The organism is Nonomuraea sp. KM90, from assembly GCF_052246675.1.
Lineage (GTDB): Bacteria > Actinomycetota > Actinomycetes > Streptosporangiales > Streptosporangiaceae > Nonomuraea.
In genome coordinates, this window is sequence record NZ_JBQQCB010000013.1 from 79,332 (window position 1) to 94,430 (window position 15,099).

13 protein-coding genes are annotated in these 15,099 nt (G+C 72.7%); 7 read left to right on the top strand and 6 right to left on the bottom strand.

What is annotated here, in order from left to right; translation table 11 throughout:
- Positions 1 to 17: 17 nt before the first annotated feature.
- Positions 18 to 983: a LysR family transcriptional regulator gene (locus ACTWPW_RS17075; protein ID WP_375116330.1), complete on the top strand. Its 966-nt coding sequence runs from the start codon at positions 18 to 20 to the stop codon at positions 981 to 983.
- 235 nt (positions 984 to 1,218) lie between these two features.
- Here the strand turns inward: ACTWPW_RS17075 and ACTWPW_RS17080 are convergent, their stop codons facing one another.
- Positions 1,219 to 1,848, bottom strand: coding sequence for a TetR/AcrR family transcriptional regulator (locus ACTWPW_RS17080; RefSeq protein ID WP_443169233.1), 630 nt, complete (start codon positions 1,846 to 1,848; stop codon positions 1,219 to 1,221).
- 49 nt (positions 1,849 to 1,897) lie between these two features.
- On the opposite strand from ACTWPW_RS17080, the gene ACTWPW_RS17085 reads away from it, so the two are divergent.
- From ACTWPW_RS17085 to ACTWPW_RS17110, 6 genes are all read left to right on the top strand, one after another.
- Positions 1,898 to 2,851, top strand: coding sequence for an NADP-dependent oxidoreductase (locus ACTWPW_RS17085; protein WP_443169234.1), 954 nt, complete (start codon positions 1,898 to 1,900; stop codon positions 2,849 to 2,851).
- Between the two features lie 37 nt (positions 2,852 to 2,888).
- Complete coding sequence (locus ACTWPW_RS17090) at positions 2,889 to 3,296, top strand: VOC family protein (RefSeq protein WP_364127776.1); 408 nt, start codon at positions 2,889 to 2,891, stop codon at positions 3,294 to 3,296.
- 94 nt (positions 3,297 to 3,390) lie between these two features.
- Positions 3,391 to 4,923, top strand: coding sequence for a hypothetical protein (locus tag ACTWPW_RS17095; RefSeq protein WP_443169235.1), 1,533 nt, complete (start codon positions 3,391 to 3,393; stop codon positions 4,921 to 4,923).
- Positions 4,924 to 4,977: 54 nt separating this feature from the next.
- The gene (locus ACTWPW_RS17100; protein WP_443169236.1) at positions 4,978 to 8,289 is read left to right on the top strand and encodes a hypothetical protein; all 3,312 of its coding nucleotides are present in this window, start codon (positions 4,978 to 4,980) and stop codon (positions 8,287 to 8,289) included.
- Between the two features lie 104 nt (positions 8,290 to 8,393).
- Entirely contained in the window at positions 8,394 to 9,521 is a 1,128-nt protein-coding gene (locus tag ACTWPW_RS17105) for a hypothetical protein (protein WP_443169237.1), read from the top strand.
- Between the two features lie 120 nt (positions 9,522 to 9,641).
- Positions 9,642 to 10,430: a hypothetical protein gene (locus ACTWPW_RS17110; RefSeq protein ID WP_375116337.1), complete on the top strand. Its 789-nt coding sequence runs from the start codon at positions 9,642 to 9,644 to the stop codon at positions 10,428 to 10,430.
- 66 nt (positions 10,431 to 10,496) lie between these two features.
- Here ACTWPW_RS17110 and ACTWPW_RS17115 read toward each other — a convergent pair whose 3' ends face one another.
- The 5 genes from ACTWPW_RS17115 to ACTWPW_RS17135 all read right to left on the bottom strand — a co-directional run bounded on the left by ACTWPW_RS17115 (position 10,497) and on the right by ACTWPW_RS17135 (position 15,055).
- Positions 10,497 to 11,225, bottom strand: coding sequence for a hypothetical protein (locus ACTWPW_RS17115; RefSeq protein WP_443169238.1), 729 nt, complete (start codon positions 11,223 to 11,225; stop codon positions 10,497 to 10,499).
- Positions 11,226 to 11,328: 103 nt separating this feature from the next.
- Positions 11,329 to 12,168 (bottom strand): LLM class flavin-dependent oxidoreductase, encoded by an 840-nt coding sequence (locus tag ACTWPW_RS17120; RefSeq protein ID WP_375116339.1) that lies wholly within the window; start codon positions 12,166 to 12,168, stop codon positions 11,329 to 11,331.
- On the bottom strand, positions 12,165 to 13,010 hold the full coding sequence (locus tag ACTWPW_RS17125; RefSeq protein ID WP_375116340.1) for a GNAT family N-acetyltransferase: 846 nt from the start codon (positions 13,008 to 13,010) through the stop codon (positions 12,165 to 12,167). Before ACTWPW_RS17125 ends, ACTWPW_RS17120 begins: the two co-directional genes overlap by 4 nt.
- 223 nt (positions 13,011 to 13,233) lie before the next feature.
- Complete coding sequence (locus ACTWPW_RS17130) at positions 13,234 to 13,584, bottom strand: STAS domain-containing protein (protein ID WP_375116341.1); 351 nt, start codon at positions 13,582 to 13,584, stop codon at positions 13,234 to 13,236.
- A 34-nt stretch (positions 13,585 to 13,618) separates the two neighbouring features.
- Positions 13,619 to 15,055: an LCP family protein gene (locus tag ACTWPW_RS17135; protein WP_443169239.1), complete on the bottom strand. Its 1,437-nt coding sequence runs from the start codon at positions 15,053 to 15,055 to the stop codon at positions 13,619 to 13,621.
- Positions 15,056 to 15,099: the final 44 nt, after the last annotated feature.

A 15,099-nucleotide genomic window follows, 5' to 3' on the forward strand; every position in this document is an offset into this window, starting at 1 on the left:
TCGGGTAGGAAGGAGGGATGCCTGACGACGTGGAGATCCGCCTGCTGCGCCACTACGTCGCCGTCGCCGAGGAGTTGCACTTCAGCCGGGCCGCCCAGCGCCTGTTCGTGGCGCAGCAGGCGCTCAGCCGCGACGTCCGGAGGCTGGAGGACCGGGTGGGCCGCCGGTTGCTGGAGCGCACGACCCGCAGGGTCACGCTCACGCCGGAGGGACAGCTGCTGCTGGCGCGGGCGCGGGAGATCCTCGGGCTGTACGACGCGACCATGCTGGAGTTACGCGGTGAGCCCCGGTCGCTGACCGTCGACGTCGTCGGCTCCGGCCTCACCCCTGCGCTGGTGCTGGCCGCGGCCCGCGAGCGCGCACCGGGAGTGGAGTTCTTCGCCCGCTTCCACAGCGGCACCGAGGCGGCGTCGCCCCTGCTCCTGGACGGGCGGCTGGACGTCACCTTCGGCCGCAGCCCGGGCGTCCTCGACGGCGTACGGCAGCGGGCCGTACGCCATGAGCGCATCGCCGTGCTGGTGCCCGAGCGTCACCCGCTCGCCCGGCTGCGGGCCGTGCCCCTGGAGTCGCTGCGCGGCACGAGCCCGTGCATCCGTGCCGGCGACCATGCGACGCCCGGGTGGGAGCACGCGGTGCTGCAGTTGCTGGCCCCTTTCGGTGTCGACCCCGCCATGGCCCACCCGCACGTGCGCGGCGGTGACGAGCTCGCGCAGCACATCCGCGACCGCGACGCGCCCATTCTCGCCATGACCACGCAACCCGCCATCGCCGGCGCGGTCCTGCGGCCGCTCGTGGACCCGGTCGCGGTTTTCCCCTGGATGATGGTCTGGCGCGCCGACGGCGACCACCCGGGCCTGCGCGCCCTGCACGCGGCCGTGGACGAGCTGTCCGCCGCCCACGACTGGCTCGCCGCCCCCCGCGACGCCTGGCTCCCCGAGCCCGAAGCGAGTCTGCCCCACCCGCCGTCCACCGGCATTCACTAAAGCCGTAATTCGCGTAATGGGATATGCCTAAATTGCGCCCTTGTCGGGGTTCAATGGCATATGTACGATCACTTCCGTATCTGGGATTTCAAAATCGGAGGTAAACCGTGGTGTCAAGGAACTGGGCCGCGAAAATACTCATCACCGCGGCAGTCGTCGCCGCGGGTGTCGCGCTCGCGAGCCCGGCTCACGCCGTGGACGAGCCGCCCACCGGAGGCCAGGTTTCCACCAACGGTTACACCTGGTCCAACTGAAGAGGCAGCCGGACGGGCGGCGGGAGCGGCGCCGGGACGGGGTCGGCCCGGAACGACTGGATCATCAGGGCCGCGAAGCGGCGCGACGCCGCCACCCTCATCCGGGGTGACTCGGCGCGGATGCCTTCGTTCGCCATCAGCGCCAGGCTGACGTCCTCCAGCACGAAATCCTGCCGCAAGGAGCCCGCCTCCTTCGCGCGCCGCACCAGTTCGAGCAGCAGGCGCAGCGCGCGGTCGCGTTCGGCGGTGAAGTCGACCGCCTTGGGGAGGCGGGAGGTGAACGCGCGGGCGAAGCCCCGGTCGAGGGCGTGCATCTCCATGAGCTTCTCGATCACCAGGCAGAACCCGCGCCACGGGTCGTCCGCCGCCAGGCCCTCCGCCACGACCTCCGAGCAGAAGGCCAGCTGCTCGGAGAAGGCCTCGGTCAGCAGGGCCTCCTTGGTCTGGAAGTGCCTGTAGACGGTCGCGACGCCGACGTCGGCGCGCCGGGCGATCTCCCGGATCGGCACGTCGAGGCCCTCGGCGGCGAAGGCCGCGCGAGCGACCGCGAGGATGCGCGCGCGGTTGTCGCGGGCGTCCGAGCGGAGACCCGTTATCACTTCGGCCGTCACCGCTCTCACTTTAGCCAAACGGACGGGGTGTCCCGTTACGGTCGGCCGCATGAGAGCAGTTCAGATCACCGAGTACGGCCCGCCCGGCGTCGTGCACGTCGCCGAGGTGGCGGAGCCGCACGCCGGACCGGGTGAGATCCGCATCGCCGTACGGGCCTCCGGGCTCTCGCCCGGGGAGGTGGCGATCCGGTCCGGGGCGCTGCGTGACGTGGTGCCCACGACGTTCCCGTACCGGACCGGGTTCGACGCCGCGGGTGTGGTGGACGAGGTCGGCGACGGCGTCACGGGCGTGGGCATCGGCGACGAGGTGTTCGGCATGACCACCATGGCCGCGCGCGGCGCCAACGCCGACTTCGCGGTCCTGGCCGCCTGGGCGCCCAAGCCGGAGGTGTGGAGCTGGGAGGAGGCGGGCGGCGCCGCGGGCAGCGTCGAGACGGCCACCCGGGTCCTCGACCGGCTCGAGGTCGGCCCCGGGCACACCGTGCTCGTCCAGGGGGCGGCCGGTGGGGTGGGTGCCGTCGCCGTCCAGATGGCCGTCGCCCGTGGTGCCACCGTCATCGGTACGGCGAGCGCGCACAACCACGACTTCCTGCGCTCCCTCGGCGCCGAGCCGACGACGTACGGGGCCGGGCTCGTCGAACGGGTCCGAGCACTCGCGCCGGGCGGGGTGGACGCCGTGTTCGACTGCGCCGGAGGGGCGGTGGCCGATCTGGTGGCCATCGCCGGGGACCCGGCGCGCGTGGTGACGATCGCGCCCGACTTCACCGCGGCGGCCCACGGCGTGCACATGTCGCACGGCGCGCCGGCCGACGAGACGGGCGCGGCCGTGGGCGCCCACGCCGATCCGCTGGCCTTCCACGGCCTGGAGATCGCGGTCAGGCTGGCCGGCGAGGGGCGGCTGCGGGTGCCGGTCGCGGCGGCGTTCCCGCTCGCCGAGGCCGCGGCCGCGCACGAGCTGAGCCAAACCCGCCACGCCCGCGGGAAGATCGTCCTGGTGGGCTGAGCGACCGCACGTCAGCGGCCGGCCGTAGAGTCCCACCATGACGGATGAGCCCGCCTCCGGTTCGTTGCACCATGTCGAGATCTGGGTCCCCGACCTGCGGCGGGCCCTGGTCGGGTGGCAGTGGTTGCTCGAAGCGCTCGGTTACACCCTTCACCAGGACTGGGAGGGTGGCCGTAGCTGGCGGTTGGGGGCAACGTACCTGGTGTTCGAGCAGTCGCCCGCGCTCAGCGCCGACCGGCACGATCGCCTCCGGCCGGGGCTGAACCACCTGGCCTTTCACGTGGAGAGCCGGGAGCGGGTCGACGCCCTCGCCGAGCGCGCGGCGGCGTACGGGTGGACGTTGATGTTCCCCGAACGGCACCCCTACGCGGGCGGGGAGCGGCACTATGCCGCCTACCTGGAGGACGCGGACGGGTTCGAGGTGGAACTGGTTGCGGCGCGATGACCTGGGCCGCCCCGGAAACCGCTGGCGCGAACCCGGACGACTGCGGCATCATGGCGCCCATGATCTATGGGAAGGGCGGCCACCGCCCCAGCCGGTGAACCCCGGCACGAGGAAGCTGAGCGACGACGACCGGCTCACCTTCCTGGCACACGCGATCTCCATGTCCTCCCTGTACGGCCCCGGCCCCTGGCCGCAGCATGCCCAGGAGTTGCCGGACGAGCCCCCTCGCCCGGACGACGGCAGGCCGTACATCTCCACCACCGTCATGGACGGCATCAGGACCCACCACCTCTCCGCCCAGTCGGAGCCGGCGGGCGCCGTCACCGAGGTCGCCGGCCTGCTGCAGTCCGGTGCGCCGTTCGCCGCGTTGCACGAGCGGCTGTCGCAGGGCTCGGCGCTGGCGATCTGCGACGACCTCATACGCGAGCTGGCAAGCCGGAAGGTGCCCGTGAGCAGGGCCTACGAGGCAGGCCGGTGGCTGGCCGAGCACGGCACCCACCGCGAGGCCACCAAGATCGGCATCGTGCTCGTCGGCGCCTGCGGCGGCGAGCCGGACCGGGAGCTGCTGCTCCTGCTCGGAACGCTGGAGGAGTTCACCCTGTACGCCGCCGTCGCCCTCCTGCGCACCCAGCCGGACCGGCAGCGAGCCGTGTACGAGCTGGCCAGGCGCGTGACGGGCTGGGGCCGCATCCACGCCGTCGAGCGGCTCGAAGGCTGCGACGACCCGGAGGTCAGGGCCTGGCTGCTGCGGGAGGGCTTCCGCAACGACATCATGAACGCCTACCTGGCCCCGCTCGCCGCCACCACCGGCGACCTCTACTCCGCGCTCCTCGACCCCGAGCCGGACGAGGCGCTGGTGGACGGCGCGGGCGGCATCCTGGCCGCGCTCGTCACGGGCGAGGGCGGCCCCGTCTCCGGGATCAGCGCCTACGACGACGCCGTGCCCGCCCTGGACCGCTACGCCGGCCTCGCCGAGACCCGGGCCGCCACGCTGCGCCGTCTCGGCGGCCTGCTGACCATCCTGGAAGGCCTGCGCCGGCCGCCCTCGGACGGGTACGGCTGGCGCGACGGCGACCTGGCCGCGCTGCGCCGGCGTTACGAGGAGGCCGTCGGGCAGCGGCGCTGGTCCGAGCTGGCGCTGGCCGGTGTGGCGGACCCGGCGGCGGAGGACTTCGGCTCCGCGCTGCACTGCGCGACCAGGCTCGGACTGCCGGTGCTCCCGCAGGTCATGGCCCGGCTGCGGGTCGACCCCCGCGACAGTTTCGCCTGGTACGAGGCGACCCGCCTGGCCGAGCCGACCGTGCTGGTCGAGCTGGCCGAGGAGCTGCTGCCGATGGACAGCCTGGCCAACGGGCCCGGGGACCGGATCTTCGGGGACGGTCACGAGCGCGCGCTGGAGCCGGTGGTCGAGAAGCTGGGGTCGAGTCCGGGCACGGGGCTGTCCCTGCTCCGGGTGGCGCTGCGCAACAGGGTGGTCAGGCTCCGGCGGAGCGCGGTGCGGGTGCTGGCGGCGTGGCCGGACGTGCCGGGGGAGGCCGTCGCGTGGGTGCGCGCGGCGTACGAGGTGGAGCCGGACGAGGAGCTGCGCGGGGACATGCGCGCCTTCCTCGCCGGCACCCGACGATGAGCGACGCACGATGACGCACGATGGCGCACGATGACGAACGGAGGCGAGGCGGCCATGCCTGACATTTCCGCAGATGAACTGCTCAACGAGGTGGAGCCGCTGTCCCACGGGCAGCGGTGCCGCCGCCTGGCCGAGTACGCGCGGGATCTTTCCGGCCGGCCGGAAGCCCTGCGCGCGCTCCTGGACGGGCTGGCCGGGCACGGCCCGTACGAGCGCTTCCTCGGCGTGCGGCTGGCCGCGATGGCGCGGGAGGTCGCGCACGTCACTCGTGCGATGACCGACCCGGACATGGACATATCCCGGTACGCGATCAGCCACGCCGTCAGGCTCGGCGCCCCCGACGACGCCGTCCTGGAGATCGCCCGCACCGCCCCCGCCACCCACCGCGTGGCCGTCTACCAGGCCATCAGGCGCAACGGCCGCAGCGACCTGGCCGAGCTGCTGATCGACGAGGTACGCGGGCGGTGGGGCGACCGCGAGGCCGCCGGCCTGCTGGTGATGTGCCCGGCGGAGGTGGTCGCGGCCCGGCTGGCCGGCCTCGCGCACGCGGTGCCGAACTGGCGCGCCCTGGCCAAGCGGCATCCGCTCACCGTGCTCGACCACGCCGCGTCGGTGCTGCCCGAGCTGCCGCGCCAGCTGCGGCGGGCGTGGTGGTTCGCGCTCGGCCCGGGGATCGAGGCCGCCGCCGAGCACGCGCCCGAGCGGGTGATCGAGCTGCTGGAGCACCACTGGGCCGGCCGGAGCTGGCGGTGCGCCGGGCGGCTGCTGGACGCGGATCCGGTGCGTACGCTGGCTCTCTACCTGGCCCCGGGGCGGCGGCCGGAGCTCGCCGGGCTGCTCAGGCGGCGGCCGGTACGCGACCGGCTGGCCGCGCTCCCGGACGCCCGGCTGGCCGAGCTGGGCCGGGCGGTGCGCGACGACGAGGACGCGCTGATCGACCTCCTGCGGTCGGTGCCGCCCAGCCGCCGGGACACCGTGTTCACCGCGACGATGGAAGGCGTCGACCTCTCCCAGGCGCTGCTCTCCGAGGACCTGCTGAACGTCCTGCCGCTGCGCCGCCGGGTCGCGGAGGCCCGCCGCATGCTGGGGCTGCGGGTCATCGCCGAGGATCCGTACCGCAGCCTGGAGCTCACCGCCTTCCTCCCGTACGACGAGGCGGAGCCCGTCCTGCGGGCGGCGACCCGCCGATCCGAGGGGTTCGACCGGGCCAACGGCTACGTCCACCTGGTCGCCTGCGCCGGGCGCGGCCGCGACCCCGAGATCGTCACCCGCCTGGCCGACGCGCTGGGCCGGCTGCGCAACGAGCAGGACCCGGTCCGCCTCGCCGCCGCCCAGGCGCTGGGGCGGCTCCCGTCCCAGCTCTTCCTGGCCGCCCACGTGCCGTTCCTGGACCGGCTGGTCGAGGACGCGCTCGCCGCCCGCGACTGCTCCCACCCGACGCGGCTGGCCCTGGCCCGCCTGGCCGCCCAGGTCTTCGAGCAGGGCGCGCGGCAGGACGACGCGGCCCTGCTGGACTACGCCCTGCGCGTCTCCGAGCGGCTGGCCGGTCACGTGGGAACGGTCTCGCTCGGAGAGCTGACGCGGGTGCTCAGGCGCGGCCAGGAGGCCGTGCTGGTGCGCAGGCTGGCTCCGTTCCTGGCGGCGGGGGCCGACCGCGACCGGCACGAGCTGGCCTTCCTGCTCGCCGCGGCGCTCGGCCGGCGCGGGCATGACCTGCCGGAGCTGCAGCGGGCGCTCGAACGCGCGGTGCACGCCACCAGCCAGACGGTCGCGGCCCGGGCGATCGGCCTGTGGCTGGAGCCGCCGCGCACCAGGGGCGAGCGGGTGGCGGCGCTGCTGGCCGCGGATCCGTCCGTGGTGGTGCTCGGGCCGGTGTTCGACGTGCTGGTGTGGCAGCGTACCGACCTGCTGGAGGCCGCGCTGGGGCGGCGGAACCCGGTGGGGCGGTTCGCCGGCAGCGGTGTGCGGCAGGTGCGGTCCGCCCCGCGCCAGGCCGTCCAGCGGTGGACGGCGCGGCAGCGCGAGGCGTACCGGCGGCTGATGGAGCGGGTGGCGAACGACGGCCGGGTGCCCATGCACGAGCGTGAGCAGGCCGTGCGGCGGTTGGGCGAGGTGCCCGCGATCGAGGCCGCGCGGCTGCGGCCGTACCTGGACTCGGGGGAGGCACCGCTGCGGCGGGCGGCGCTGACCGCGCTGCCGTGGACGGCGCGCCCGCAGGAGGTGCTGGCCGACCTGCTCGCGCACGCGGGCGGGGGCGACGCGCACGTGGCGGTGTACGCGGCGACGCGGGCGGCGCGTTTCGTGCGGCCCGCCGAGCTGGCCGCGGCCCTGGCACCGGTGCTGGCCGGCGGCAAGGTCACCGCCCGCAAGGAGGCGGTCCGGCTGCTCGCCCGGCACCGCGCGCCCGACGCGATGCGGGTGCTGCGGGAGCTCTGGGACGCCGACGGGGAGCACAAGGACGTCCGGGTGGCGATCGTGTCGGCGGTGCTGGGCCTGCTCGCCGAACCGGGGGCCTGGGAGGTGCTCCGCGCCGCGGTGGCGGCCGACCGGGGGACGGAGGCGGCGGAGCTGGTGGGTCCCGTGCTCGGCACGCAGCCCCTGGCGGTGCCGGAGCGGTGGCGGGAAGCGTACGGGGAGCTGGTCGTCACCGCCTCCCGCTCGCCCGACCTGCGTACCCGGCTGCCCGCGGTCCAGACGCTGCCCCGCTGGATCGCCTACGCGCCGGGCGCCGTGGAGCGGCTGGCCGAGATCGTCTGCGACCTCGGCGAGACCGCGGACTGGCGGCAGGCGACGAGCGGGCTGGTGAGCGGGGCGTGTTCCGGGGTCGGGCTGGGGGAGCTGCGGGAGGCCGTGCGCACGCTCGCCGCCGCGCCCGGCGAGCCCGACGCCGGTCCCGACCGCGACCGCCCGGCCTACCAGCGGCTCGCGGCCGTCGTGGCGTACCTGCGCCTGTGGCGCCGGGTGGAGCGTGAGCCGATGGGGGCGGTCGTGCGGGAGGTGGCGGGCGAGCTCCCGCCGGACCTGGTGGCCGAGCTCCTGGCCGCGACCGTCGACTGGGACGACGCTCCCCGCGACGTGCTGGAGCGGCTGGTGCGGACGGTCCCGGGAGTGCTGGCGGCCGTCGAGACCGGCGAGGCGCTCGGGGAGTCGGCCGAGCACGTACCGGCCGAGCTGGTGCTGCCGCACGCCGCGTGGCTGGCCGCCGAGGGGCAGGTGGGAGCGCTGCTCGCCACGGCACTGGCGGCGACCTGCGGGCCCCGGTCGGGGTGGGCGGCGCCGTGGCGGGAGCTGCTGCGGGGCGTCCGCGCGAGCGGCTTCCCCGAGGCCGCACACCAGGCCCTGCGGGTCAGGACGGCGGAGGAGTAGTTCGGCGCCGCTTAACCGACAGTTCAGGAAATTGTCAGACATCTCCGCAAAGCCGGGATACCGTCTCGTTTCGGTGTGATCACTGACTATCGAAGGACGGTTACATGCGCAAGGTCCTGACGCTCACCCTGGCCGCCACCTCCACCCTCGCCCTCCTGACCGCCCCGGCCACGGCCGCCGACCGTCCAGGAGGGCTCCCGGCGGAGATCTACGGCGGCGCCTGGACGGCCGGCCACGTCCAGGGCATGGCCATCGACCGGCGCAAGGGGTTCATGTACTTCTCCTTCACCAACCTCCTCGTCAAGACCGACCTGCGGGGCAGGCTCGTCGGCTCGGTGGCCGGTTTCACGGGTCACCTCGGCGACCTGGACCTCAACCCCCAGGACGGCCGCGTGTACGGGTCGCTGGAGTACAAGGAGCAGGAGTCGTTCTACATCGCGATCTTCGACGTGGACCGCATCACCGCCCCGGACATGAACCCTGCCGACGTGATGAGGACGGTCTACCTCAAGGAGGTCGTGGCCGACTACGCCGCGGACATGAACGGGGACGGCAAGTTCGACGGCAACGTCGCCGACACCCCCGACCACCGCTACGGCTGCAGCGGCATCGACGGCGTCTCCTTCGGCCCCGAGTTCGGCAGCAAGCACGGCAGGCAGAGGCTCACGGTGGCCTACGGCGTCTACTCGAACGTGGGCCGCCAGGACAACGACCACCAGGTCCTCCTCCAGTACGACATCCAGCAGTGGAAGAAGTACGAGCAGCCGCTCACCGAGAGCGCCCCGCACAAGAGCGGCCCCGAGCGGGTGGACGGCAAGTACTTCGCCTACACCGGCAACACCACGTACGGCGTGCAGAACCTCGAGTACGACGAGCACACCGGCAACTGGATGATGGCCGTGTACAAGGGCGCCAAGCCGCAGTTCCCCAACTACACCTTCTTCATGGTGGACGGCGGCGCGCGGCCCAGGACGGGCGAGATCGCCGGCCAGCCCCAGGCCGAGCGCGGCAAGCTCCTCACGCTGGCGCCGGGCGGCCTCCAGGACGACGCCACGGGCGTGCGGGGGTGGCAGTTCACGGGCGAGTACGGCCTGATCTCGCTGGGCGAGGGCCGCTACTACGTGGCCAAGGCCGGCAAGGTCACCGAGGACGGCGTCTCCAAGCACACCGGGCACGCGCAGCTCTACCGCTGGACCGGCCAGTCGCCGACCCCCTTCGAGCGCGTCGGCTGAATCCGGCCGCCAGCGGCTGGCCAGTAATGGCTGTTAGGGTCGTCCCTTACCTGGAACGAGTAAAGAAGCCTGCATCGGAGGGTCATGCGGACCTCAAGGAAGATCGCGATCATCACGTCCGTGCTAGCCGGGGTAGCCGCCCCGGTGGCGGGGGTGGCGCCGGCGGCCGGTGCGCAGGCGGCGCCGGCTTGGGTCGCCTACCACGGGGTGAGCGCCGAGCAGAGCGTCGAGCGGGTGCGCCGGCTGAAGGACCAGGGTTTCCGGCCGATCACGGTAAACGTTTCCGACGGCGAGCGGTACGCGGCCGTGTGGGTCAAGGACGGCTCGTCCACCGAGTGGGGCATCTGGCAGGGCATGTCGGCCGGCGGCTTCCAGAAGCGGTTCGACGCCGGGGTGAAGGAAGGGGCCCAGCCGATCTCGGTCTCCGCCACCGGCCCGGCCGACTCGCCGGTGTTCACCGCCGTCTTCGAGAAGAGGAGCGGCGCCTTCCTCGCCAGGTCGGGCCTCACGCCCGACCGCTTCGCCGCCGTCAACAAGGAGGCCACCGCCAAGGGGCTCGCGCTGACCTCCGTGGACGCGTACGGCACCCCGGGCGACATCCGGTACGTCGGCGTGTGGAGCGCCAACACCGGCGGCGCCTGGTACTACACCTACGGCAAGAGCAGGCAGCAGCACGAGGCGGAGTTCTACGCCCGCAAGGACAAGGGCTACCGGCCGGTCAGGGTGGCCGTGGCACCCGACGGCACGTACACGGCGGTGTGGCGCAAGGACGGGCTCAAGTCCTGGGCCCACTACGTGGACATGAGCTCCTCCGGCTACCAGAAGAGGTTCGACGACCTCAAGGCCAAGGGGCTCCGGCCGGTGCAGGTCAACGCGGAGAACGGTAAGTACACCGCGATCTGGCAGTAGGGCGGGCGGGTGGGTGCGGCGGGCCGCTGACCGGCCCCGCACCCTCCGTCATCTCCGTCATCTCCGTCATCTCCGCAGGATCCGCACGTCGCCCGACGTGCTGCGGGCGGTGATCGTGCCGGCGCTTCCGGCGTCGTGCCGGACCTCGGTGCGCTCGCTGCCCTCCTTGCTGCTCGCCGTCACCGCGTACGTGCCGGAGGGCACCCGCGCTGTCACCCTCCCGTCGCGGGACTGCAGGTCGAGAGTGGTGGGCCGGCCGGCGAACGACACGTCGATCGCGCCGTCCGAGGTGCGGCACCTGACGTAGGCGGACTTCAGGCCCTCGCCCGTGATCGGGCCTTCGCTGCGCAGTCGCAGCCGGCCCGACGCGCCCGTCACCTGGATGCGGTCCCGGCTGGAGACGTCCACGTCCTGGGTCAGGCCGTTCAGGATGACGCCGTCCGCCGCGTCGACCGACAGCCGCACTCCTGGCGGGACCTTGACGTGGTAGCGGGCGCCGCAGTCACCGAGGACCATGTTGCAGTCCGCGCTGAGCCTCAGGGTGCCGTCGCGCAGCGACCAGGCCGGATCGTCGGTGACGGCCTTGCCCTTCAGCCAGCGTTCCACCTGTACGGTGCCGCCGGTGCCGGGCACGACGCGTACGCCGCCGAGCGAGGAGCTGATCGTCAGGGCTGTCCCGGTGAAGGGGAACGACTGGGCGGCGTGGACCTCTTCGGCCGTCAGGTCCACGCCGCAACCGCCGGTCGCCACTGCCAGGAGCGCCGCGCATGCCGCTGATGCCGCGAATTGCCTCATGTCCACGATCGTGGCCGAGCGCGGCCCGGCGGCCATCGGTCATCCGGCCGACCCGCCATCGGCCGTTCGGCCGGATCCTCCCGGGATTCCCCGGCGCCCCGGGTCACAGGGCCGAGAGCAGCGCCTCCACGTGCCGGAGCGGGTCGGTGCCGAGCGGCCGCACCGCCACGGTGTCGGCCCCCGCCGCCCACAGGCTCTTGACCTGCGCCGCCGCCTCCTCCGGAGTCCCGGTCGCCATGACCACGTCCTCCGGCGCGACCCCCAGGAAGCCCGCCTGCCCCTCCACCATCGACCGGGTGACCTCGCCGGTGTCCGGCCCGGTGTGCAGGTAGGTGAAGACCACCAGCTCGTGGTCCTCGCCCCCGCCGATCCGCTCGATGATCCCGGGCAGGTCGGCGGGCCCGACGCCCTCGGGCACGATCGTGCCCTGGGCCACGCGGCCCGACAGCGCCAGCGACCGCGGGCTCTTCACCCCGGCCAGCACCGGCGGCGCCACCGCCGGCGGGTGCACCAGCGACACGCCGTCCAGGTGGACCGCCCGGCCGTGCAGGGTGACCGTCTCGCCGCGCAGCAGGGCGCGTACGGACGTGATCGTCTCCTCCAGGAGGGCGAGCGGCGACGGCACGGCGGCGCCCACCTGGCGCATCCACTCCTGCACGCCGTGCCCGATCCCGGCCGCCAGCCGCCCGGGATGCACGCGCTCCAGGTTCGCCAGCTCCATCGCCAGCAACATCGGGTTGCGCAGGGGCGCCGGCGTGATGCCGATGCCGACGCGCAGCCGCGAGGTGGCGGCCAGCGCCAGGGCCGCCGCCGAGATGCCACCGGTCCAGCCCAGATCCTCCACGACCCACAGGTCCCCGACGGTCGTCTCGTCGAGCGCCTTCGCGAACGGGACGAGCTGCTCGGGCGGCAGCCCCCGGTCGAACATGACTCCCAGTCTCACGATGCCCTCCAGTAATAGCGGAACAGCCGGCCGGTCTCCGAGTATCCAGCACGCCGGAACGCGTCGGCGGTCGGGACGTTGGCGAGGTCGGTGGCGGCCACGATGCGCTGCACGCCGGCCTCGGCGAGCGTGCGGGTGCCCCGGGCCAGGAGGTCGTTGACGTAGCCGCGGCCGCGGTGCTCGGGCATGACGCCGATGTAGGCGATGGAGTGGTCGTCGGGGGCCACCAGGCCCACGGGGGAGTCATCGAGATGGCCGATGACGAACCAGTCGGGCTTGGCCTTGCGGTTCATCAGGTCGTCGTACATCCACCGGGCCTCCTTCTCGGCGCCCGTCGTCGCCACCTCGACCCGGGTGTCGTGGTCGAGGGAGCCCTCGGAGATGCGTACGAGGATGTCGATCACCTCGGAGGGGTCCATGCGGCGTGCGGGCCGGTAGGTCAGCCTGCCCGGATCGTCGGGGATGTCGCTGCCGGCCACCCATTCGAGCAGCAGCCGCTCCACCTCCATCGTGAACCCGGCCCCGATGAGGGCCTCGTGCTCGACGGCGCGGTCGACGACAGGGGCGAGCCCGGGCGGGAGCGAGATGTCGTGGATTATCTTGGTCAGCCCCATCTCGTCCAGGCTGCGGCGCAGCAGTCCGGCGGCGGCGACGGGGTCGGGGCCCGGGTCGAACTGCCAGACGATCACTGGCTCCGAGCCGGCGAAGGGCGCCCAGTACGCGAGCCGGGCCGGCCCTTCCGCGAAACACCACTCAGGCCGGCTCCTGCCCTCGTCGAAGGCGGACCTGAGCTGAGAGCGCGCGGGCTCGGGGAACTGCTCGAACAACGTGAAAGCCTCCACACGTGAGGGGGCTCTCCCGCGACTTTCAGAGGGTCGTGGGGAGGTGTGCCCGCGATGACATGACCATGTTCTCGCACACCTCCGGCCTTTTGCGCCGCTCGATTCAGACGGCATTCAGACGGTACTCAAGCGGCATTCCGGCAGCCACCATGACGGCACTCGGACGGCACTCAGGCCGTACTCGGACGGCATTCAGCCGGGATTCGGGCGGGCCCTTCCCGACTCAGGCGGCGGCGTCGCCGAGGGCCGCGCGCGCCTCGTTCAGGGAACCGCTCGTCTCGAAATGCCGGTCGAGGTTCGTGATCGTCAGCAGATGGCGGATCATGCCGGGCGCGAGCACCAGGATCATGCGGCCGTTCATGTGCTGGACGTGGTTCAGCGTGGCCACGAGCACCCCGAGCCCGACGGAATCGCAGAACGGCACCTCGGTCAGGTCCACCACCACGTTGAGCGGGTCGGCGGCGGCCAGAGCCTGTTCCAACTCCGCCCGCAGTCTCGGAGCGCCGGCAACGTCGAGATCGCCCACGACGTGCAGCACTGTACAGGGGTCCTCCCGCCAACACCTGACCACCATGGGCCTCACCTGCCCGATACCCAGATAGTTATACCTATTTCTTACATATGTTCTGCATTGCCGTTTTGGTCGTTGGTGTAACGCTGGGCTTGGCGGATGGGGTGGTTGTCGCCGATTGTTTCCCGATTTTCGGCTGGTCGCTGCCGAGGATCACCTCGATGCCCTTGATGTCCACCTTTCGAAGCTCCGCCCCGGGAATGGCGGTGGCGACGACCTTCGCCGAAGCCTCCAGGCCGTCGCCGTAGCGGATGATGGTCTTCCTGTAGTCCTTCTTGCTGGTGTTCCCCGGCTCGCCGGGCACCTTGAACCCTGATTCGACCAGCGCCGTCTTGGCCCGCGCGGCCAGGCCGGTGATCAGGGTGCCGTTCTTCACCTTGAGCGAGATCTGGCCGGGCGCGATCGGGGACGGCTTGTTCGACGGCGTGGCGGAGGCGGTCGGGGTGGGCTTGGCCGGGTCCTGGTCCGCGTTGATCTTCGCGAACAGGTCGCGCGCCGCCTGCTTGTCCCACAGGACCGCCGACTCGCCGGTGGGCGTCTTGAAGTCCACGTCGGACAGCGGCACCTCGGCGAACTTCACGTCGCCGAGCGAGACGTCCCGCAACTGTGTGGCCAGCCCGATCAGCCCGTCGTCGGGGTCGACCTTGACCGTGCTGAGCGTCGAGTTGACGAACGAGGCCAGCTTGCCCGGGTTGGCCAGCGTGTCGGCGCTGAGCGCCCGGTTGAGCAGGGCCGAGATCACCTGCTGCTGCCGGTCGATGCGGTCGAGGTCGGCGCGGCCGGTGGCGCGCGTGCGGGCGTAGCCGAGCGCGCGCACGCCGTCGAGCTGGTGGGTGCCGGCGGGCAGGTTGAGCGCGATCTTGGTGTCGTTGATCGGCACGGGCGTGCAGACGGTGACCCCGCCGAGGGAGTCGACGACGTCGATGAAGCCCAGGATGTTGACCTCGATGTAGCGGTTGATCTGCAGCCCGGTGGCCGCCTCCACGGTCTGCTTGGCGAGCTTGGGCCCGCCGAACTGATACGCGGAGTTGATCTTGTGGTCGCCCTTGCCCGGGATCGTCGTCCAGGTGTCGCGCGGCAGGCTCACCACGGTGACCTTCTTGTGGTCCTCCGACAGGTGGATGACCATCATCGTGTCGGTGCGCTGGCCGGACTCGCGGCCCAGCTTGAGCCGGTTCTGCTGCTGGCGGGTGAGGTCGTCGCGCTTGTCGACGCCGACCAGCAGGATGTTCTCGGCGCCCTTGGACGAGGCGGTCACGCCGGCGTCGACGGTGCCGATCTGGCGCGGGGTCGCCCACACCACGCCCGTCGTGACCAGCACCCCGGTGGACAGGAAGCCGGCCACCAGCACGTTGCGGCGGCGGGCCCTGGCGCTCCTGCGCGGCTTGCGGGTGCGGGCGGGTGCGAGCTTGACGCCACCGTAGGCGTCGCCGCCCACGAGCACACCGCCGTCCTCCTCGGCCGGGTCGCGCATCCCGTCCCCCTTTTGTCACCCCGGAGGATCAAGCTTTCGATTGC